This window comes from Aeromonas sp. HMWF017 (genome assembly GCF_003061465.1).
GTDB lineage: Bacteria > Pseudomonadota > Gammaproteobacteria > Enterobacterales > Aeromonadaceae > Aeromonas > Aeromonas veronii.
Map to the genome: position 1 here is coordinate 11,118 of NZ_QAJD01000059.1, position 17,791 is coordinate 28,908.

At 55.6% G+C, this 17,791-nt stretch carries 20 protein-coding genes and 4 tRNA genes; 12 read left to right on the top strand and 12 right to left on the bottom strand.

All coding sequences use genetic code 11. The features are described 5' to 3' along the window. Together DBR30_RS21645 and DBR30_RS04985 are read right to left on the bottom strand one after the other, a co-directional pair. On the bottom strand, window positions 1–259 hold a 259-nt coding region (locus DBR30_RS21645), incomplete at its 3' end, for a hypothetical protein (RefSeq protein WP_258224286.1). Window positions 260–280: 21 nt separating this feature from the next. Continuing rightward, entirely contained in the window at window positions 281–796 is a 516-nt protein-coding gene (locus DBR30_RS04985; protein ID WP_108542659.1) for a ClbS/DfsB family four-helix bundle protein, read from the bottom strand. Window positions 797–928: 132 nt separating this feature from the next. On the opposite strand from DBR30_RS04985, the gene DBR30_RS04990 reads away from it, so the two are divergent. Continuing rightward, window positions 929–1,261 carry a hypothetical protein gene (locus tag DBR30_RS04990; protein ID WP_108542660.1) on the top strand — a complete coding sequence of 111 codons (333 nt, stop codon included), beginning with the start codon at window positions 929–931 and terminating at the stop codon, window positions 1,259–1,261. Between the two features lie 85 nt (window positions 1,262–1,346). Here the strand turns inward: DBR30_RS04990 and DBR30_RS04995 are convergent, their stop codons facing one another. The 7 genes from DBR30_RS04995 to DBR30_RS05025 all read right to left on the bottom strand — a co-directional run bounded on the left by DBR30_RS04995 (window position 1,347) and on the right by DBR30_RS05025 (window position 5,712). After that, window positions 1,347–2,519 (bottom strand): CD0519/CD1768 family membrane protein, encoded by a 1,173-nt coding sequence (locus DBR30_RS04995; RefSeq protein WP_005355060.1) that lies wholly within the window; start codon window positions 2,517–2,519, stop codon window positions 1,347–1,349. Between the two features lie 105 nt (window positions 2,520–2,624). After that, window positions 2,625–2,700: transfer RNA gene (locus tag DBR30_RS05000), tRNA-Asn, on the bottom strand. 8 nt (window positions 2,701–2,708) lie between these two features. Further along, a tRNA-Phe gene (locus DBR30_RS05005) sits at window positions 2,709–2,784 on the bottom strand. A gap of 3 nt (window positions 2,785–2,787) precedes the next feature. Beyond that, window positions 2,788–2,863, bottom strand: a tRNA-Thr gene (locus tag DBR30_RS05010). Between the two features lie 51 nt (window positions 2,864–2,914). Continuing rightward, window positions 2,915–2,990, bottom strand: a tRNA-Phe gene (locus DBR30_RS05015). 393 nt (window positions 2,991–3,383) lie between these two features. After that, window positions 3,384–4,097, bottom strand: a complete 714-nt coding sequence (locus tag DBR30_RS05020; RefSeq protein WP_108542661.1) for a response regulator — start codon at window positions 4,095–4,097, stop codon at window positions 3,384–3,386. Further along, window positions 4,087–5,712, bottom strand: coding sequence for an ATP-binding protein (locus DBR30_RS05025; RefSeq protein WP_219927549.1), 1,626 nt, complete (start codon window positions 5,710–5,712; stop codon window positions 4,087–4,089). Before DBR30_RS05025 ends, DBR30_RS05020 begins: the two co-directional genes overlap by 11 nt. Before the next feature lie 354 nt (window positions 5,713–6,066). Here DBR30_RS05025 and DBR30_RS05030 point away from each other — a divergent pair, with 354 nt between their 5' ends. From DBR30_RS05030 to citG, 8 genes are read left to right on the top strand one after another with little or no spacing between them, the layout of a single operon-like run. Further along, a complete protein-coding gene (locus tag DBR30_RS05030; RefSeq protein ID WP_108588218.1) occupies window positions 6,067–7,428 on the top strand; it encodes a 2-hydroxycarboxylate transporter family protein in 1,362 nt (453 codons plus the stop codon). A gap of 27 nt (window positions 7,429–7,455) precedes the next feature. Continuing rightward, window positions 7,456–8,316 carry a fumarylacetoacetate hydrolase family protein gene (locus DBR30_RS05035; protein ID WP_108588219.1) on the top strand — a complete coding sequence of 287 codons (861 nt, stop codon included), beginning with the start codon at window positions 7,456–7,458 and terminating at the stop codon, window positions 8,314–8,316. 18 nt (window positions 8,317–8,334) lie between these two features. Next, on the top strand, window positions 8,335–9,354 hold the full coding sequence (citC, locus tag DBR30_RS05040; RefSeq protein WP_108541658.1) for a [citrate (pro-3S)-lyase] ligase: 1,020 nt from the start codon (window positions 8,335–8,337) through the stop codon (window positions 9,352–9,354). Window positions 9,355–9,371: 17 nt separating this feature from the next. Next, on the top strand, window positions 9,372–9,665 hold the full coding sequence (gene citD, locus DBR30_RS05045; protein ID WP_108541657.1) for a citrate lyase acyl carrier protein: 294 nt from the start codon (window positions 9,372–9,374) through the stop codon (window positions 9,663–9,665). Beyond that, window positions 9,662–10,537: a citrate (pro-3S)-lyase subunit beta gene (gene citE / locus DBR30_RS05050; RefSeq protein ID WP_108541656.1), complete on the top strand. Its 876-nt coding sequence runs from the start codon at window positions 9,662–9,664 to the stop codon at window positions 10,535–10,537. Before citD ends, citE begins: the two co-directional genes overlap by 4 nt. A gap of 10 nt (window positions 10,538–10,547) precedes the next feature. Then, on the top strand, window positions 10,548–12,068 hold the full coding sequence (citF, locus tag DBR30_RS05055; RefSeq protein ID WP_108541655.1) for a citrate lyase subunit alpha: 1,521 nt from the start codon (window positions 10,548–10,550) through the stop codon (window positions 12,066–12,068). Next, on the top strand, window positions 12,065–12,610 hold the full coding sequence (gene citX / locus DBR30_RS05060) for a citrate lyase holo-[acyl-carrier protein] synthase (protein WP_108541654.1): 546 nt from the start codon (window positions 12,065–12,067) through the stop codon (window positions 12,608–12,610). Before citF ends, citX begins: the two co-directional genes overlap by 4 nt. Beyond that, window positions 12,588–13,424: a triphosphoribosyl-dephospho-CoA synthase CitG gene (citG, locus tag DBR30_RS05065; protein ID WP_108541653.1), complete on the top strand. Its 837-nt coding sequence runs from the start codon at window positions 12,588–12,590 to the stop codon at window positions 13,422–13,424. The genes citX and citG overlap by 23 nt, the downstream gene beginning before the upstream one ends. A 58-nt stretch (window positions 13,425–13,482) precedes the next feature. Here the strand turns inward: citG and plsY are convergent, their stop codons facing one another. After that, window positions 13,483–14,097 carry a glycerol-3-phosphate 1-O-acyltransferase PlsY gene (plsY, locus tag DBR30_RS05070; RefSeq protein WP_146181096.1) on the bottom strand — a complete coding sequence of 205 codons (615 nt, stop codon included), beginning with the start codon at window positions 14,095–14,097 and terminating at the stop codon, window positions 13,483–13,485. Window positions 14,098–14,254: 157 nt separating this feature from the next. On the opposite strand from plsY, the gene folB reads away from it, so the two are divergent. The 3 genes from folB (at window position 14,255) to DBR30_RS05085 (ending at window position 15,750) form a co-directional block, all read left to right on the top strand. Continuing rightward, the gene (gene folB / locus DBR30_RS05075; RefSeq protein WP_108541652.1) at window positions 14,255–14,626 is read left to right on the top strand and encodes a dihydroneopterin aldolase; all 372 of its coding nucleotides are present in this window, start codon (window positions 14,255–14,257) and stop codon (window positions 14,624–14,626) included. Beyond that, window positions 14,626–15,135: a 2-amino-4-hydroxy-6-hydroxymethyldihydropteridine diphosphokinase gene (gene folK / locus DBR30_RS05080; RefSeq protein WP_108541651.1), complete on the top strand. Its 510-nt coding sequence runs from the start codon at window positions 14,626–14,628 to the stop codon at window positions 15,133–15,135. Before folB ends, folK begins: the two co-directional genes overlap by 1 nt. Window positions 15,136–15,261: 126 nt before the next feature. Then, entirely contained in the window at window positions 15,262–15,750 is a 489-nt protein-coding gene (locus DBR30_RS05085; protein WP_005336108.1) for a YbaK/EbsC family protein, read from the top strand. Here the strand turns inward: DBR30_RS05085 and mdtD are convergent. Further along, complete coding sequence (mdtD, locus tag DBR30_RS05090) at window positions 15,722–17,137, bottom strand: multidrug transporter subunit MdtD (RefSeq protein ID WP_108588220.1); 1,416 nt, start codon at window positions 17,135–17,137, stop codon at window positions 15,722–15,724. The two genes, DBR30_RS05085 and mdtD, sit on opposite strands and share 29 nt — an antisense overlap. Window positions 17,138–17,148: 11 nt before the next feature. Further along, window positions 17,149–17,757, bottom strand: a complete 609-nt coding sequence (locus DBR30_RS05095; RefSeq protein ID WP_005355070.1) for a TetR/AcrR family transcriptional regulator — start codon at window positions 17,755–17,757, stop codon at window positions 17,149–17,151. Window positions 17,758–17,791: the final 34 nt, after the last annotated feature.

A 17,791-nucleotide genomic window follows, 5' to 3' on the forward strand; every position in this document is an offset into this window, starting at 1 on the left:
CGATCGAGGCAAGGGGAAGCAGGCTGCTGATCATGATATCTCTCCGCGACAACGACCCTGAATGGTGTTGCCAAGAGATGTGCATAAGCAGGGCCAGCACGGCGATAAAACGCACCGCACCGGCTAATCCCTTGAATGGCTGATCTATTTGTTCAAGCAGCACGCAGGAGATAGCCGAGCGCAAAGGGGAGTCAGGCGGCCAGTAGCTGCCACCACGGGCGGTAGTGGCAATGTGGTGGCAAAGTGTTTTGCCGCCCACCCGAACCGCGACCCCTTCCTTTCACACCCTGATCGCCAACTCTTTTAGCCACTTGCGCAGCCGCCCGTTGGCATTGAGATAGGGGGAGGCGCTATTGAACTGGATCATCCGCCCGAGCGTCCACTTCTCATACCAGAGGCTGCCATACAGCTGCAGGTCGCTGCGCGCCTCCACCAGTTCGATGATGCGCCCTCTGGCGGCCACCAACCGCTGTAACAACGCCGGATAGCTGAGCCCCTCGTAATCCCGATAGAACTTTTGGGCCAGCCTGCCCAACTCGTTCCACTTAAAACCGGTTTCGGGAAAATCCACTGGCAGACCTGCCGCATCCCGCTCGATCCACTTGATCAGCAGTTCACTCCAGCCGATAAGGTAGGCCAGCAGATTGGCGACGCTCATGGTGGTTCCCTTGCTGTGCCCTGCCAGGGTCGGCTCCCGCACCCGGCTCTCGGGGACGGCCTGCAACGCCTTGAACAGCTTGCCGAAATTGGTATCGATAGCGAGCAACAGCTCGGCCTTGTTTTGCGGGATCCCCATTTATCACCCCCTTTCAGGTTTGCTTGCGGCGCAGCCGAGGCGATTGCCGCAACCAAGGCAGCACGTTACGCTAGCCCTCTTCATCCTGTACAGCTCATCCAGTGCAGGCCAACCATCACGGCAAGATCGGCAATGAATCAACTAATCAGCTATATCAGGGCCATTCATCGACAGGCGAGCCCCGTCACCCTCACACGCCAAGAGAGTGAACACTATAGCGAGCATGATGAGAGCGGCACTGTGATCCGGCACCAGATAACCACCAGCGGGTTTGCCAATGGAGTCGTCATCCGCCAGCAAACCGAACAGGACGAAGCACCATCGCAGCAGCTTTGTGCCGAGTGCTGGATCAGCTATCGGGTCATCGCCAGTCCCATCCCCATCACTCCAGCCAGCAAGCTGTTTCACAACCATTGTCAGGAGCGATTCTGGTTGAAGGTGCAGGGCATCACGCCACAAGAGTAATTGGTATGCCCGTGAACAAGGCCTGCAGGGAGAAATGCAAAGAGGCTCCGAAGAGCCTCTTTTTGTTTCCGTGCCTGAACCCGACTCAGCCCAGTAGCAGGTAGAGCTGGTGAGCGGCCACACCGGCGCACAGGCCACCGATAGTGTGGGCGACGATGGCGCGGGAGGTGAGATGGCGATAGCCGAGGGCATCGAGCATGGCGGTGTGGGTACTCAGGAAGCCGCTCCAGCACATCCCCATGGCGGTAAACACCGCGACCTCGTTACCGGTGATCCACCCTTTGGCAATAAAAGGCGGCACCAGTGACATGGCGGCGCCGACAGCACCGAGGGAGGTAGCCGGGAAGGCAACCAGCTCCGGCTGCTGGAAGCCAAACAGCAGGTCAAACAGCCAGCTTACCTTGGCGGCCAACACTGGCAGCAGGGCAACCCCTTGAAACGCTTCGCCGGTATAGCCCTTGTCGCCCGGGCCGAAGGTGAGCAGCATGACGAAGGTACTGATGATGAGCACCCCCGGGATCACCGCCATTCCCAGCTCCACACCGGATTTGCCGCCATCGAGCAGAGAGTTGAGGATCCGCAGCCAGCCGGGAGCCGCCTCTTTGGTCACCCCGACCTTGCGGCCGTCGGACGACACAGCGTCATCGTTCAGCACTTCCCCCACCAGTGGGCGGATCATCCGTTGCATCAATCGGGTAGAGACCACCGAGCCTACCAGAGCACCCAGCAACCCAATCAGCGCCGCGCTGGCGGTGGATTCACCGCTCGGCAGTTGCAGGGTGGCCATAAAGGTGACCACGATCAGCCCCATGCCGAAGGCGGTGCCGAAGTTGGTGAGCGACACCAGCTGCCAAGGGGTGAAGCCTTTGCGAAAGCGGCTGTCCTTGGCGAGGCTGATCACCGCCGGGTTGTCGGAGAAGAAGGTCATCAGCGCCGCCAGCGCGGTGCGACCGGGCAGACGAAACACCGGCTTCATCAGCGGGGCCAGCAGTACCTCCAGCAGGCGGATCACCCCGAACTCGCTCAAGAGTTGGCTCAGGGCACCGGAGAGCACCGTGATCCCCATGATAAAGAGCACGGTATTGAGCAGCAGCTGGTGGGCGGTATTGAACAGGGTGTTGACCATGGCCGAGAGGCCCATCTGGCTGCCGAGGTAACCGAACAGGCTGCCGAGAATAAGCAGTACCAGCACGGGTTCCATCCAGTTCCTAATGGCGGCAAGTCGCCCCTTTGACTCTATAACTACATGATTTTCCATATCTATCCTGCGGTTCATCTATGCGTGTGTAGTTGTTTTTATGGTTAAAAAATGGCTGCGCCAAATAGAAAAAAGCCCTTGTCTTGCGACAAGGGCTTTTTGAATTGGCTCCTCCTACTGGACTTGAACCAGTGACATACGGATTAACAGTCCGCCGTTCTACCGACTGAACTAAGGAGGAATTGTAATTGGTGCCCAGAGACGGAATCGAACCGCCGACACGGGGATTTTCAATCCCCTGCTCTACCGACTGAGCTATCTGGGCAAATGGTGCCGGCTACCGGAATCGAACTGGTGACCTACTGATTACAAGTCAGTTGCTCTACCTACTGAGCTAAGCCGGCACACTTTAAACCATTGTGCATGAACAAATTTTTATTTCATGGCACCAAAATTGGTGCCCAGAGACGGAATCGAACCGCCGACACGGGGATTTTCAATCCCCTGCTCTACCGACTGAGCTATCTGGGCGTGGGCGCTATTAAACGGATTTTAAGGCGGATGGTCAACGGGAAATTTCACTTTTTGTCTCGTTCGTCTCTTTTTTGCGCAAATTGCACAACTATGAGCACTTTTCGGCATTTTCCCGAGTGTGGGGCCGCCAGAGATCAATAAGAGAGGTCGTCAGAACGGCTGGCTACAGGCAAGAGTTAAGCAGAGAGCCTCCCCCTTATTGGATTGGCTGTCGTCATGGCTGAGTGTTTGACGCAGGACCAAGCACCGCTAGCAGCCCAATTGTGAGTCAGCTAGCCATCACCTCTCATAGCAGAAAGAGGGCCGCCCCATTATGAGTGGTCACGGGGTTGGACTGCCCTGACACTCCTGTATCGGCTATGGGACTTATTCCCTCCTAGCCACACTGAGTCAGCCAGCTTGGGAAGTATCACCACCATCCACCACGCGACAATAGATCCGCCTCGGATGACCAATCTTGCCATACAGCATATCAACCCGCAGAAAACCGCTCTCGACACAGTGTTCGAGATAACGACGGGTGGTGGTTTTGCTTAGGCCTGTTGCACTGACTACATCATCCACTGAAAAGAATTGGCAATCTGCATCGTTGAACAGCTTTTGTACCAAGGTCAGCGTACTCTCTTCGATCCCCTTGGCACTGTTATCCAGACGATAATTTTTGGCCTGCAACAGATAAAGTGAATCGACACTCTTCTGGTCAACAATCTTCCAAAGCCGCTGTTGCTCGGTAAATTGAACAAAACGCTCAAGAGACTGGTCAAGGCGCCGCCATGATACTGGCTTCAAGATGTAGTCAAAGGCCCCGTTACGGATCGCCTGACTGCACGTATTCATATCGCTGGCAGCGGTAATAAAAATGACCGAGGTATTGGCCAGCAGATCCGGGTGATTGATGAGCGTGATGCCTTTCCCATCGGGTAAATAGTTATCCAGCAAAATCAGCTGTGGCTGCTTGCTGGCGATCTGTGCCTGTGCATCAGCCAGTGATGACGCGATACCCACCAGCCGTAAACAGGGATGCTTCTGGATCGACTCCGAATGCAACTGTGCCAGCTCATTCTCATCTTCAACAATAAGGACGTCTATCGGTTCATATCGCATGATTATGTTTTTCCAGCCCTGAATTATTAATATTTTCAGCTACGGGTATAAAGATGGAAAATATTGTTCCACGGGGGATGTTATTCGTTACCTCGATGGAGCCGCCCACCTGCGTCACATAACTATTGACCAAATACAGACCTATACCATGGTCACTACTAACCTTGGTTGTCACCCCTCGTTGGAAAATATGCTCTCTAATGTTATTATTAATTCCAATCCCTTGATCAGCCACCTCAATAATCAATTCTCGCTGTGTCAGTTTAATCAATATCTCTACCGGGGCATGAGGTAATGGCGCTCGTTGGGTTGCCTCAATGGCATTATCCAGCAGGTTGCCAATAATCGATATCAGTTCAGATTCCGCAAGCGTGCCAAACTCATTCGTCATCGAGCAAGCAGGGTCAAATTGTAACACTACTCCTTTCTCGGTGGCGCGTGAACCCTTGCCCAGCAGCAAACCGCATACTGTCGGTGAACTGAAATTCAACGAGATAAAATCAAGCAACTCCTGCGCATATTCAGAGTGAGCCTGGATATAACGAATTGCTTCATCATAGCGCCCCATATGAAGCATGCCTGACAAGGCAGCCATCCGATTCAGTTGTTCATGCCGCATAATCCTAAGATTATCAACATATCGTTTCACCTGGCTTAATTGGGCACTCAATGAATCGATTTCTTTACGATCTCTGAATGTTATCACCCACCCCTGCAAATCATCTCCCAGCATAATTCTGACTCTACTGGCGATCACCGTTAAATTATTAAAAGTACAGATTTCATCATGCGTATCATTTGCCAGCATAATATTTTCATCAAAAAATGGCACTGGGCTTATCACATTACCAATCGGCTGACCACGTAAAGAGTGGGCAGATTGAGGAAAATCAAGCAATGTCCGTGCGGCATGGTTAATAACCTCAATATGTAATTGGCTATCAATAGCGATCACCCCTTCAAATATCGACTCCATCAGTGCTTTTTGTTGCCGCACCAGCAAGCCAATTTCTCGTGGCTCCAACGCAAACATCTGTTTTTTGATACTTCGAGTGAAATACCATGAAAATACAAATAGCGCAGCAAGGAAAGAGATCGCAACCATCAATATATTAACCACCTTGCTGATAGTGATGTTATCAAGATAACTCGTCAGATACCCCACCGAGACAATCCCGACAACGCGCCCGGCATCATCTCTAATTGGCACCTTGCTACGCAGGGACACGCCCAAGCCCCCACGACGCAGGGTCACGATGCTTTTTCCAGCCAATACTTCCGCATTATCACCGCCTATCAGAGCGGTCCCCACCCGATCATCAAACACCGAATGGTACAAATGACGCCCTTGCGTATCACCGATGACGATAAAACTGGCATCGCTTCGTGCAGCCAGTTTCTCCATTAACAATTTAATCGCTTCAGTGTCATTCTTCAGCACATCAAGGCGTAATGTCGGAATCAAGGCAATCTCTTCTGCCTGTATTTTTGCCCGTTCACCCATATGCTCATACAACTGGCGACTAAAACTTGTGTAATACATGCCCCCCAATACCAGAGAGAGTACCAGAGAAAACAACGCCAACGAGACAAACAATCTGATTTGGAACGACATTTTCATAACATTATGCAACAATAAAAACCAGCATTTAGCTTATCAGCTTTTATGCAATGTGGTGGCTCACAATAAAAATGTTGTGAGCTATTCCACAACATACCTGCAGCCCTAAGGCGACAATGCACGGGACAATTAATAAAGTTAGTGCTCTCTGTTATAAAATCGGCCGTGATTGAAAAGAAACCATAAAAACCACACTATAAAAAATGACATCGATCACGCAGGATAAAAAAAACCATAAAATCCATAGCCACCATTAAAATCATGACTTTATCATGCGGTCACTCACACAAAGCAATCAGGGATGTCTATATCTTGGGGATGACAAATAACTGAAAGGATGGCTTGACTATGAGTGCAATAGACAACTTGGATGCACCAGGAGCACTGAATACCAAATCGGTCTCTCTCAAGGAGCGGTGGTGGTACATCATGGACACCTGGAAGGTAGGCATTATTCCACTGCCTCTTTTTATATTGGCTGGAGTATTGATTGCTATTGATTGTCTGGGTGGCAAATTACCCAGTGATATAGTTGTTATGGTTGCCACACTGGCATTTTTCGGTTTTGCCTGTGGTGAATTTGGCAAACGACTCCCTATTGTTGGTAAACTTGGTGCAGCCGCGATTTGTGCGACCTTTATTCCGTCTGCGCTGGTCTATTATGGTCTGCTACCAGACTCAGTCGTCGAATCAACAATAAAATTCTACAAATCCACCAACATTCTTTATCTCTATATCTGCTGCATTATTGTTGGCAGCATTATGAGCATGAATCGCCAGGTACTAATCCAGGGCTTCTTGCGTATCTTCTTCCCGATGCTGTGTGGCGAAATCGTTGGCATGATCGTTGGCATGGGTGTTGGCCTGGCATTAGGTCTTGAACCATTCCAGATCTTCTTCTTCATTATCTTGCCAATCATGGCAGGGGGGGTAGGAGAAGGCGCAATTCCACTATCTATCGGCTATGCCACGCTCCTCCACATGGATCAGGGGGTTGCCCTTGGCCGTATTCTGCCAATGGTAATGCTGGGCAGTTTGACCGCAATTATTATTGCAGGTTGCCTGAATCAACTTGGCAAACGCTACCCACATTTGACCGGCGAAGGCCAGTTAATACCCAACAGCAATAGCCGCGATGACAAAATCGCCAATTTGTCCGGCGCATTTACTGGCAAGACCGATGTGACAACCTTAGCTTCAGGGGTATTGCTGGCAGTCCTGCTTTATATGCTCGGCATGCTTGGTCATGAACTGATTGGCCTACCTGCACCGGTCGGCATGCTGTTTATCGCCGTACTGGTGAAACTGACCCATGGTGTCTCACCGCGAATTCTGGAAGGTTCTCAGGTTGTTTATAAATTCTTTCAAACATCCGTGACCTACCCCGTGCTGTTTGCGGTTGGTGTCGCCATCACCCCATGGCAAGAACTGGTGAATGCCTTCACTCTGACCAACCTGCTGGTGATTATTAGCACGGTATCAGCACTGGTTGTGACCGGCTTCTTCGTCGGTAAAAAAATCGGTATGCACCCTATTGATGTCGCCATTGTCTCATGCTGCCAAAGCGGCCAGGGCGGAACGGGTGACGTGGCCATTCTGACTGCCGGCAACCGCATGAGCTTGATGCCTTTTGCCCAGATTGCAACCCGTATTGGCGGTGCAATCAATGTCTCCATTGCACTGCTGGTATTGGGCAATTTCCTCATTTGATTGAATAGAAGTAATAAGGAACACGCGATGAAACTCGCAAGTTTTATGTATCAAGGTATGAGTAGCTACGGCATTGTCCGCGCGCAAGGCGTGGTCGATTTAGGACGCCGCCTTGGCCACCGTTATAACAACCTGAAGTCACTGCTTGATGCCAATGCGCTCAGCGAAGCGGCAAACTATCAACATGATCCTGTTGATCTGGATATTGCTGAAATTACCTTTTTACCGGTCATTGAACAGCCTGGAAAAATTCTTTGCGTTGGCATGAATTATGCCGCCAAACGTCAGGAGTTTGATCAACATAATCCGGCACCCACGCTTTTTGTCCGATTTGCTGATTCCCAGACTGGCCACAACAACCCCGTCATCAAGCCATATCACTCCAGCGAATTCGATTATGAAGGCGAGCTGGCGGTCATTATCGGCAAAGGCGGCGAGCATATCGCCAAACAGGATGCTCTCAGCCATGTCGCCGGGTATAGCTGCTATATGGATGGTTCGGCCCGGGACTGGCAGCACACCTGGTTTACCGCTGGTAAAAACTGGCGGCAAACCGGTGCCTTCGGCCCGTGGCTGACCACCGCTGACGAGATCCCCGACCCGCATCAACTGGCCATTCGCACTTGGCTAAACGGGATCATGGTGCAAGAGGACAACACCAGCAGCATGATCCACAAAATTGCTGACCTGATCGAGTACATCAGTACCTTCACTCGCCTCAGCCCGGGGGATGTCATCATCACCGGCTCACCCGGTGGTGTTGGCAAAAAACGCAACCCGCCACTGTTCATGAAAGCCGGAGATCGCATCGAGGTCGAAATTGAACATGTTGGCCGCCTGAGCAATGTGATCGTCGAATCACCCACAGATGTGCAAAGTGCGGCCTAAGAGAACCCGGACAAGACTATGCAGTCACTACCCACAATTGACTTCAGATTGACCGACGTTGCCAAACAGCCGGAGCGCCTTGAGCGGCTTCGTGGCCTGCTCGCGGACAATGGCCTGGGGCTGGATACCGACATCACCCTCTTTGTCGAGGCCTGGTCAGGCTTCAAATTGGTGGGATGTGCCGGTCTGGCACACAACGTCATTAAATGCGTGGCGGTCGACAAACAGTTGCGCGGTGCCAACCTGAGCACCCGGCTGCTGGCAGAAGTAGAACATCTGGCCCTGGAACAGGGCCATTTTCACCTGTTCCTCTGTACCAAACCAGCCAACCGGGAGCGTTTTGAACAGTGTGGATTCTGGCCCATTGCCCAAAGTGGCGATGATGCCATTCTGATGGAAAACACCCCCGGTGGCGTTGACCGTTACTGTCGTTCGCTCCTCCCTTACCGGCATGAAGGCAAAGAGGTCGGGGCGATTGTGATGAATGCCAATCCGTTCACCCTTGGTCATTATCACCTGATCACCCAAGCGGCCAAACAGTGCGACTGGGTTCATCTGTTTGTCGTACGGGAAGATGCCTCCTTTTTCCCGTTCCACGCCCGGCTGCAAATGGTGCGTGCCGGTGTGGCGAACCTAGCGAATGTGACCGTGCATGAAGGTTCAAAATACATTATCTCCCGCGCCACATTTCCGACCTACTTCCTGAAAGAAAGCGGCAAGGTGCTGCAAGCCTGGAGCGAAATAGACGTGATTACCTTTCGCGACCATATCGCCCCCGCGCTGGGCATTACCCATCGCTTCATCGGCACGGAACCGTTTTGCCAGATTTCCCGGCAATACAATCAGACGCTGCATGACCTGCTGGCTGGCACGATTGATGTAGTGGAAATACCGCGTATCAAGGATGCCGACAAAGCGATTTCAGCGTCAGAAGTCCGTCGCTTACTTCAGCAGCAGCTATTTTCCCGGATCAGAACGATCGTCCCCGAGAGCACCCTTGCCTATCTCGAAACCCATTACAGCGCGGAAGTCGCATAGCAGTTAAGGAATTCACCATGAACATAGTAAGAGAGGCGCTGGCAGGAACTCAGGAGTCCAGCGACCTGATGGTAAAGATTGCCCCCTCTGACCAAGGGTTGGAGATCGAAATCTACAGCGAAGTGATGAAACAGTTTGGCGAACAGATCCGCCAGGTCGTGGAGAACACACTCGATGCCATGGGCATCACCCGGGGATTGATCATCATCGAGGATAAAGGGGCGCTGGACTGCGTCATTCGTGCCCGCCTGCAAAGCGCAATATTGCGTGCCACCGATGTGCAGCAGATTGCTTGGGAGAAACTGCAATGAAAAAACTTCGCCGCAGCATGCTGTTCCTGCCGGGGGCCAATGCCGCCATGCTCTCGACCGCCTTTATCTACAATCCCGACTCCATCATGTTTGATCTGGAGGATGCCGTCGCACTGCGGGAGAAAGACTCGGCCCGATTGCTGGTCTTCCACGCCTTGCAGCACCCCATGTATCGGGATATCGAAACCGTAGTGCGTATCAATCCACTGAATACCCCCTTTGGCCTACTCGATCTGGAAGCGGCAGTCCGGGGTGGTGTGGACGTGATCCGCCTGCCGAAAACCGATACCCCCGATGATATCTATGAGCTGGAAGGCCATCTGGAACGAATTGAGCTGGAATGTTGCCGGGAGGTTGGCTCGACCAAAGTGATGGCCGCCATCGAATCCGCGGTTGGCGTGATCAATGCGGTCGCCATCGCCCGCAGCTCACCGCGCCTGATCGGGATCGCCCTCGCGGCCTTTGACTATGTCATGGACATGCAAACTGAGCGGGGAGATGGCACCGAACTGTTTTACGCCCGCTGCGCCGTGTTGCATGCAGCGCGTGCCGCAGGTATCGATGCCTTTGACGTCGTATGGTCGGATGTGAATGACGAGGCCGGCTTTTTACGGGAAGTCGAGCTGATCCGCCGCATGGGCTTTAACGGCAAATCCTTGATCAACCCGCGCCAAATCGACCTATTGCATAACGCTTATGCCCCGACGCAACAGGAAGTCGAACACGCGCAGCGGATCATTGAGGCCGCCAAAGAGGGTGAGCGCAACGGATTGGGGGTGGTCTCCCTCAACGGGAAAATGGTGGATGCCCCCATTATCAATCACGCCCAAGTAGTGCTGGAGCGCGCCGCGGCCTCCGGCGTGCACCGTTAAGGATTCAACCATGAAACAGACTGAACGACTCCATCTCAACTTTCCGCACCTGCGGGCACTGATCCCGTTCGCCGGAGCCTACAACGCAACCCCCTGGCTGGGAGATCAGGCTGCCAAGCACAATCGCAAACTGTGTGAATCCCTAGAGCAGGCGGTTGCACGTTGCGGCCTGCAAGATGGCATGACCATCTCGTTCCACCACGCTTTTCGCGAAGGGGACAAGGTGATCAATCAGGTCGTAGCCACGCTGGCCAAACTGGGCTTCAAAAATCTGACCCTGGCCTCCAGCTCCCTGATGACCTGTAATGATGCGCTGATTGAGCACATCAAAAACGGGGTGATCACCCGGATTTACACCTCCGGCATGCGCGGCAAGCTGGCCGACGCCATCTCCCATGGTCTGATGGATGAACCGGTCCAGATCCACTCCCATGGCGGACGGGTCAAACTGCTGCAAGATGGCGAACTGAAGATCGACGTAGCGTTTCTTGGCGTCCCCTGCAGCGACGAGTTTGGCAATGCCAATGGCACCCACGGCAAATCCTGCTGTGGTTCGCTCGGCTATGCGATGGTCGATGCCCACTTCGCCCGTCATGTGGTGCTGATGACCGAAGAGCTGGTGCCCTTCCCCAATATGCCTGCCAGCCTGGCTCAGGATCAGGTCGATTACATCGTCAAAGTGGAGAGCGTTGGGGATCCGGCAAAAATCAGCGTGGGCGCAGCCCGCGTCACCAGCAACCCGCGCGAACTACTGATTGCCCGCTTTGCCGCCGATGTGATTGAACACTCGGGTTACTTCAAGAATGGCTTCTCGATGCAGACCGGCTCCGGCGCGGCATCAACAGCCTGTACCCGCTTCATGGCAGAAAAAATGGAGCGCAATGGCGTCAAAGCCCGTTTTGCCCTGGGCGGTATCACCGGCAGTCTGGTCGATCTTCATGAAAAAGGGTTGATTGAAAAGCTGCTTGATACCCAATGCTTTGATGGCCAAGCAGCAGCATCTCTGGCTCGCAACCCCAATCACATTGAGATCTCCACCAACGTCTATGCCAACCCGGGTAGCAAGGCGACCTGCTGCGACCAACTGGACATCGTCATTCTGAGCGCACTGGAGATTGACGTCGATTTTAACGTCAACGTGATCACCGGCTCGGACGGGGTGATGCGTGGTGCATCCGGCGGTCACTGCGATGTCGCCGCGGCCGCCAATCTCACCATTGTGGTCGCGCCCTTGCTGCGCAGCCGCATCCCGACCGTAGTGAAGCAGGTCACCACTCGACTGACACCGGGCGAAAGCATCGATGTGCTGGTCACCGATCACGGGATCGCGGTGAATCCGGCACGTCCGGAAATTCGTGCGCGACTGGCCGCTGCGGGGCTGAAACTGGTCGATATCGAGGCACTTTATGAGAAAGCCATCTCGCTGACGGGTAAACCGAAAGCGATCGAATTTACCGACAAGATTGTCGGCGTGATCCGCTATCGCGATGGGAGTGTTATCGATACGGTACGAGAGGTGAAAGAGAGTTGATCAGTGATAAAGAGTCCCCCGCTCTGGCGGGGGTCAACCTGGAACAACTGCTGGCGGCAAAAGAGAGCCGCGCAGCACGCCAGCAAGAGTGGCTGACACGTTACCAGCACCCCATCATTTCACTCACTCTGGTCACGCCGGGGGCCATAAAAGATAGCACCCGTTACCGCCAATGCATGCAAACCGCCATCACACAGTGCCAGCAACTCCTGCAAGCCCGGCAATGGCAAGTCTTGGAGCACCAGGTTCTGTGGCTACCCACAGGCCCGGAAGGACTATGGTCCATTGCCCACGCCGCCACCGACATTAAAACCGCCTGTGTCGTGCTGGAGCGAACTCACCCCCTTGGCAGACTGTGGGATCTCGATGTCATTTGCCATCAGTCCGGCCAGATCGGACGACGCTCCCTGGGCGAGCCTCTACGTCGGTGCCTGATATGTGATGAACCGGCTCACGGTTGTGCCCGCTCCCGCAGCCACCCGCTCCCAGAGCTAGTCAGACGAATCGAGGAGTTAATCGATGACTGCTTCACTCGCCCTTAAACGCCACGCCATCAATGTCTCGGCTATCGCGGCCCGTGCACTACTTCAGGAGCTGGATTTGACCCCCAAACCGGGTTTGGTGGATCAAGCAAACTCGGGCTCGCACTCCGATATGGATTACCCGCTGTTTTTACGCAGCATTGCTGCAATCACCCCCTGGTTGACCATCTTTGAAGATATGGGCAGAGCAAATGCCCAGCAGGCCCCGGATAGACAGTTGGCGCTGGTACGCCCTGCAGGGATGGCCTGCGAACAGGATATGCTCAACGCAACGGGCGGGGTGAATACCCATAAAGGCGGGATCTTTTCACTGGGTCTGCTCTGCTTTGCTGCTGGTCGTCTGCAGGGACAAAACAGGCTCGTGACCAGCGACAATGTCTGCCGGACGGTCAGTGAAATCTGTCAGGGACTAGTCAGTCGAGAGTTGCACCACACACCCCACCCCAGCACGGCAGGTGAGCGTCAATTTCAGCAATTTGCCCTGACGGGAGCGCGAGGTGAAGTGGAAAGCGGTTTTGCTACGATAAGGCGCTTCGTCCTACCACATTGGCATGCCGAGCAGGGGGAGCGACAGTTGCACCATGCCTTGTTAAGGCTGATGGCGACCAATAACGACAGCAACCTGGTCTCCCGAGGCGGTATTGCTGGCCTGCGCTACGTTCAAAGCTACGCGCAAAACCTGCTGAACAATGGCTGGGACTTGACCAGACTGCAAGAGATGGACAGAGCGCTGATCGCCAAGCACCTGAGCCCTGGCGGGAGTGCCGACTTGCTAGCAGTCGCCTGCGTACTGGCCGAACTGGCCCATAGCTGACCATCACGGCGGGTCATGATTAACGCTGCACTCCCCCAAGGGGTTGCCTGCAGAGTCGCTACGACTCCTCTTTCTGCTTTACTCCTTTTCGCCCCCAGACTCTGGGTTCCTCCCCCTTGAGCAGGCGGGAGATGTTCTCGTGATGGCGGATCAGAATGAGGCAGGAGAGCAGGGAGACTGGCAGGGTATATTCGGGTTTGAGCAGGTAGGTAAAGAGCGGCGTCAGCAGCACGGTAATGATGGAGGCCAGCGAGGAGTAGCCGCTCACCAGCAGCACCAGCAGCCAGGTGCCAATCACGGCGCCCCCCATGGTGAAACCGATGGGCATCATGGTGCCCAGTGCCGTGGCAACCCCTTTGCCACCACGAAAATGAAAGAAGATGGGGTACATATGGCCGAGACAGGCGGCGACCCCGATAAAGCCGAGGTAGACGGGTTTGATCTGCAGATACCAGGCGAGATAGACGGGCACAGTACCCTTGAGCACATCGAGCAACAACACCACCAGCGCCGCCATCCGGCCACCGAGGCGCAGCACATTGGTTGCCCCCGGATTGTGGGAGCCATGATCCCGCGGGTCGGGCAGACCGGTGCAGCGGGAGACCAGCACAGCACTGGATAGTGAACCACCCAGGTAGGCCAGAATAATCATCAAAATCGTCAGGGCCGTCATCTTGGTCGTTTTTACCACGATATGAATGGGGTATGATGCGGGCCACATACGCTGGCATGGGCCCATGCCCACCCAGAGCGCCTCGGCAAGCCTGTTGCCCGGCCAGCATCCCTGCGCTGTCATCACAGCCCATCAAGAGTAAAGAAGAAGTACAGTCATGGACAAGGTGTTTATTCGCGGACTCGAAGTTTTGACCACCATAGGTGTATATGAGTGGGAGAAGGGCATTCGCCAAAAGCTCCGTTTTGACCTCGAGATGGGGTTCGACAACCGCCCCGCGGCAGCAACCGACGACATCAATCTGGCACTGGATTATGCCGACCTCTCCAACAAGATTTGCGAGCATGTCAGCGGCAAGGTGGTCGAGCTGGTCGAGACCATGGCCGAGCAGGTCGCCATGCTGGTTCTGATCGACGAGCGGGTGCAGTGGGTCAAGGTGACTCTCACCAAGCCGGGCGCAGTGCCCAATGCCGCCGGGGTCGGCGTCGAGATCCTGCGTCATCGCACGCCGGCCGCGAGCAGCAACTGATGACCACCATCTATATCAGCCTGGGCTCCAACATCGAGCGGGATCGCCATATTCGCGCTGGGCTCGATGCCCTGCACGCCGAATTTGGCGAGCTGCGGGTCTCCCGGGTATTCGAGAGCGAGGCGGTCGGCTTCAACGGCCGCCCCTTCTACAACCTGGTAGCGGCTGCCGAGACCGACCTGCCGCTGGCCACCGTCTGCCAGCGACTGCGGGCCATGGAGTTCGCCCACGGCCGCGAGCCGGATGCCAAGAAGTTCGCCCCGCGCACCCTGGATCTCGACCTGCTGCTCTATGGCGATCTGATCTGCGACACCCCGCTGGTGCTGCCGCGCGGTGAAGTGCTCACCAACGCCTTCGTGCTCTGGCCGCTGGCCGAGCTGGCCCCCAAACTGCGCCACCCCGTCGATGGCCGCACCATGGGCGAACTGTGGCAAGCCTATGACAAGGCCTCCCAGCAGCTGTGCCCCATTCCCTTTCACTGGAAAGCGTGCGAATTGCAGCATCACTGATCCGCAAGGGCGCCTCACAGCGCCCTTGTTGTTTGCATGGACAGGGTTGCTTATCACGGATAAGAAAGTGTCATTGGGCCTGACCCTGCGAGGCTGGCAGGATAGCGCCCACTACAGGAGAACCCCATGCCACTCGATACTATTCACCATTTCAACTGCCAACTGCTGGCAGAACTGCCCCACCAGCGCTATGAGCATGAACCCATCCTCGACTACGCCACCGATGAAAAGGTCAAGGCCCGCCTCGGCTGGCAGGCGGAGTTCAGCAAGACCCTGTTTCTCAAGTTCAAGGATGGCCGCTTCGCCCTGCTGCTGACCCACAGGGACGGACGGCTCGACAACAAGGCGGTCAAGGCTGCGCTCGGCGCCAAGCCCTCCATCTGCACCGCCGAAGAGATGCAGGCGGAGATCGGCTGCCTGCCGGGGGCGGTCTGCCCCTTCCTGCCCCGCGCCGATATTCCGCTACTGGTGGATCCGCAACTGCTCAACCACACCGCCTTCACCTGGACTCCGGGCCACCCAGAGCAGACCTTTCTGCTGGCGACCGAGCATCTGGCTGAAGTGTTGGCGCAGCTCCCCTGCGAGGTCAGCTATCTGCCCGCCCCGACGGCGTAGCCCCATCGCGCGCCAGCTGGGCGAAGATCAGCGCCGCCAGCATGGAGAGCAACCCGACACAGAGGTAGGTAAGGTGGAACCCGGCCAGCCACTGGCCCTCGGCCGCTAAGGTGCCCGCTGAGGTACCCGCCGAGAAGAGCCCGAGCAGGCTGGCGGCAATCGCCACCCCCAAACTCATGGAGAGCTGCATCACCACCGAGAGCAGGCCGTTGCCACTGCTGGCCAGGGTCGGGCTGAGATCTTGCAGCGTGAGAGTGTTCATGGCGGAGAACTGCAGCGAGTTGATGGCGCCGAAGATCGCCAGCCAGCCCAGCAGGACTCCGTAGGGGAGCTTGTTGTCGATAAAGTAGAAGCTGGCGATCATCGCCCCCAGCAACAGGGTGTTGCCGATCAAAATGCGGCGATAGCCCACCGTCGGAATCAGCTTGTTCACCAGCGTCTTGGTCAGCATGGCGCCAATCACGGTGGGGATCATGGTCATCCCCGCCTTGCTCGGGGAGAAGCCGAGCCCCAGCTGCAGAAACAGCGGGGTGAGGAAGGGCATGGCGCCGCTGCCAAGGCGGGCAAACAGGTTGCCCCAGATGCCGATGGCAAAGGTGGCGGTCTTGAACAGGCTCAGGCTAAAGAGCGGCTGCGGTGCATTGGCGGCATAGAGCCAGTAGCTCGCCATCGCCGCCAAGCCGAAGATCAGAGCAAACAGCGCCCAACCGGTGGAGATGCTGTGCTCCCCCAGCCCCTGCAAGCCGACCGACACCAGCACCATGCCGACGCTGAACATCACAAAGCCCTGCCAGTCGAACCGGGCGGTCTGCTGCCGCAGCTCCGGCATAAAGTGCCAGCTGGCGATAAAGCCGAGCAACCCCACCGGCAGGTTGATGAGAAATACCCAGTGCCAGCTCGCCACTTCCACCAGCCAGCCACCGAGCGCCGGCCCCATCAACGGGCCGAGCAGCCCCGGAATGGTGACAAACGACATCACCCGCAGCAGCTCGTGCTTGTCATAGACCCGCAGCACCGCCAACCGTCCCACCGGCATCAGCAGCGCACCGCCAATCCCCTGCAACACCCGGGCGGCCACCAGCATGGAGAGCGAATTGGAGGCGGCACAGGCGAGCGAGCCGAGGGTAAAGAGCGAGATGGCGGCCAGATAGATGCGACGGGTGCCGAATCTGTCAGCCAACCAGCCGGAGGCCGGGATCAGCAAGGCCACCGTCAGCATGTAGGCGATGATCACCGACTGCATCTGCAGCGGGCTCTCTCCCAAGGTCTCGGCCATGCTGGGCAGGGCGGTGTTGAGAATGGTGCCATCCAGCGCCTGCATAAAGAAACCGACCGCCGCCAGCAGGGGCAGCCACTTGCGCTGGGCATCTGTCACTGCGTGGCTCATTGCCACCTCCATTATTTTTGCGGGGGAGCGGCGGCGGTCAGGAAGAGATCGACACAACTCAGGGTCCAGGCATCCTGCTCGGCAGCGCTCTGGGTCAACGGCAGACCCAGCTCACGGAGCATGCGCTCCTTGCCCTGCCACATCAGCAACAGCTGCAAGGCGGCCTGTTCGCTGTCTTGATGGCACAGCAGGCCTTGCTGCTTTTGCTGCTCCAGCCAGTTGGACAGCATCTCGGTCACATAGAGCGGGCCCGCCTCGAAAAAAAGGGTGGCCAGCTGGGCATCGTTGCAGCTGATGCAGGTGCGAAAGATATTGATGGCATCATCGCTCAGGATCAACTTGCGAAAGCTGCGACCAAAGGCAATCAGACTCTCCCGCACATTGTTGCCACGCAGCAACACCTCCGGCATCAGCTCGCTACTGACGCATTTGCTGCCCACCGCTTCGGCAAACAGCGACTCCTTGTTGGCAAAATGGCTGTAGACCGTCTGCTTGGAGACGCCCGCTTCACTGGCCACCATGTCCATGCTGACCAGATGCAGACCGTGCTGACAGAAGAGCCGCCCGGCAGCATCGAGGATCGCAGCCCGCTTCTGCTGACTACGGGGTGAAATGTTCATTTTTCCTCCACAATCAAACTGGGCAGTCTAGTTT

What these genes read in the sequence shown, in the direction of transcription:
- DBR30_RS05085 (WP_005336108.1), top strand. Translation starts at nt 15,262, where the DNA reads ATGCCACTCGATACTATTCACCATTTCAACTGCCAACTGCTGGCAGAA.
- citC (WP_108541658.1), top strand. Translation starts at nt 8,335, where the DNA reads ATGCAGTCACTACCCACAATTGACTTCAGATTGACCGACGTTGCCAAA.
- DBR30_RS04985 (WP_108542659.1), bottom strand. Translation starts at nt 796, where the DNA reads ATGGGGATCCCGCAAAACAAGGCCGAGCTGTTGCTCGCTATCGATACC.
- plsY (WP_146181096.1), bottom strand. Translation starts at nt 14,097, where the DNA reads ATGACGGCCCTGACGATTTTGATGATTATTCTGGCCTACCTGGGTGGT.
- mdtD (WP_108588220.1), bottom strand. Translation starts at nt 17,137, where the DNA reads ATGAGCCACGCAGTGACAGATGCCCAGCGCAAGTGGCTGCCCCTGCTG.
- citG (WP_108541653.1), top strand. Translation starts at nt 12,588, where the DNA reads ATGACTGCTTCACTCGCCCTTAAACGCCACGCCATCAATGTCTCGGCT.
- DBR30_RS05020 (WP_108542661.1), bottom strand. Translation starts at nt 4,097, where the DNA reads ATGCGATATGAACCGATAGACGTCCTTATTGTTGAAGATGAGAATGAG.
- DBR30_RS05025 (WP_219927549.1), bottom strand. Translation starts at nt 5,712, where the DNA reads ATGTCGTTCCAAATCAGATTGTTTGTCTCGTTGGCGTTGTTTTCTCTG.
- citF (WP_108541655.1), top strand. Translation starts at nt 10,548, where the DNA reads ATGAAACAGACTGAACGACTCCATCTCAACTTTCCGCACCTGCGGGCA.
- DBR30_RS05035 (WP_108588219.1), top strand. Translation starts at nt 7,456, where the DNA reads ATGAAACTCGCAAGTTTTATGTATCAAGGTATGAGTAGCTACGGCATT.
- DBR30_RS04990 (WP_108542660.1), top strand. Translation starts at nt 929, where the DNA reads ATGAATCAACTAATCAGCTATATCAGGGCCATTCATCGACAGGCGAGC.
- DBR30_RS04995 (WP_005355060.1), bottom strand. Translation starts at nt 2,519, where the DNA reads ATGGAAAATCATGTAGTTATAGAGTCAAAGGGGCGACTTGCCGCCATT.
- citE (WP_108541656.1), top strand. Translation starts at nt 9,662, where the DNA reads ATGAAAAAACTTCGCCGCAGCATGCTGTTCCTGCCGGGGGCCAATGCC.
- folK (WP_108541651.1), top strand. Translation starts at nt 14,626, where the DNA reads ATGACCACCATCTATATCAGCCTGGGCTCCAACATCGAGCGGGATCGC.
- folB (WP_108541652.1), top strand. Translation starts at nt 14,255, where the DNA reads ATGGACAAGGTGTTTATTCGCGGACTCGAAGTTTTGACCACCATAGGT.
- citD (WP_108541657.1), top strand. Translation starts at nt 9,372, where the DNA reads ATGAACATAGTAAGAGAGGCGCTGGCAGGAACTCAGGAGTCCAGCGAC.
- DBR30_RS05030 (WP_108588218.1), top strand. Translation starts at nt 6,067, where the DNA reads ATGAGTGCAATAGACAACTTGGATGCACCAGGAGCACTGAATACCAAA.
- DBR30_RS05095 (WP_005355070.1), bottom strand. Translation starts at nt 17,757, where the DNA reads ATGAACATTTCACCCCGTAGTCAGCAGAAGCGGGCTGCGATCCTCGAT.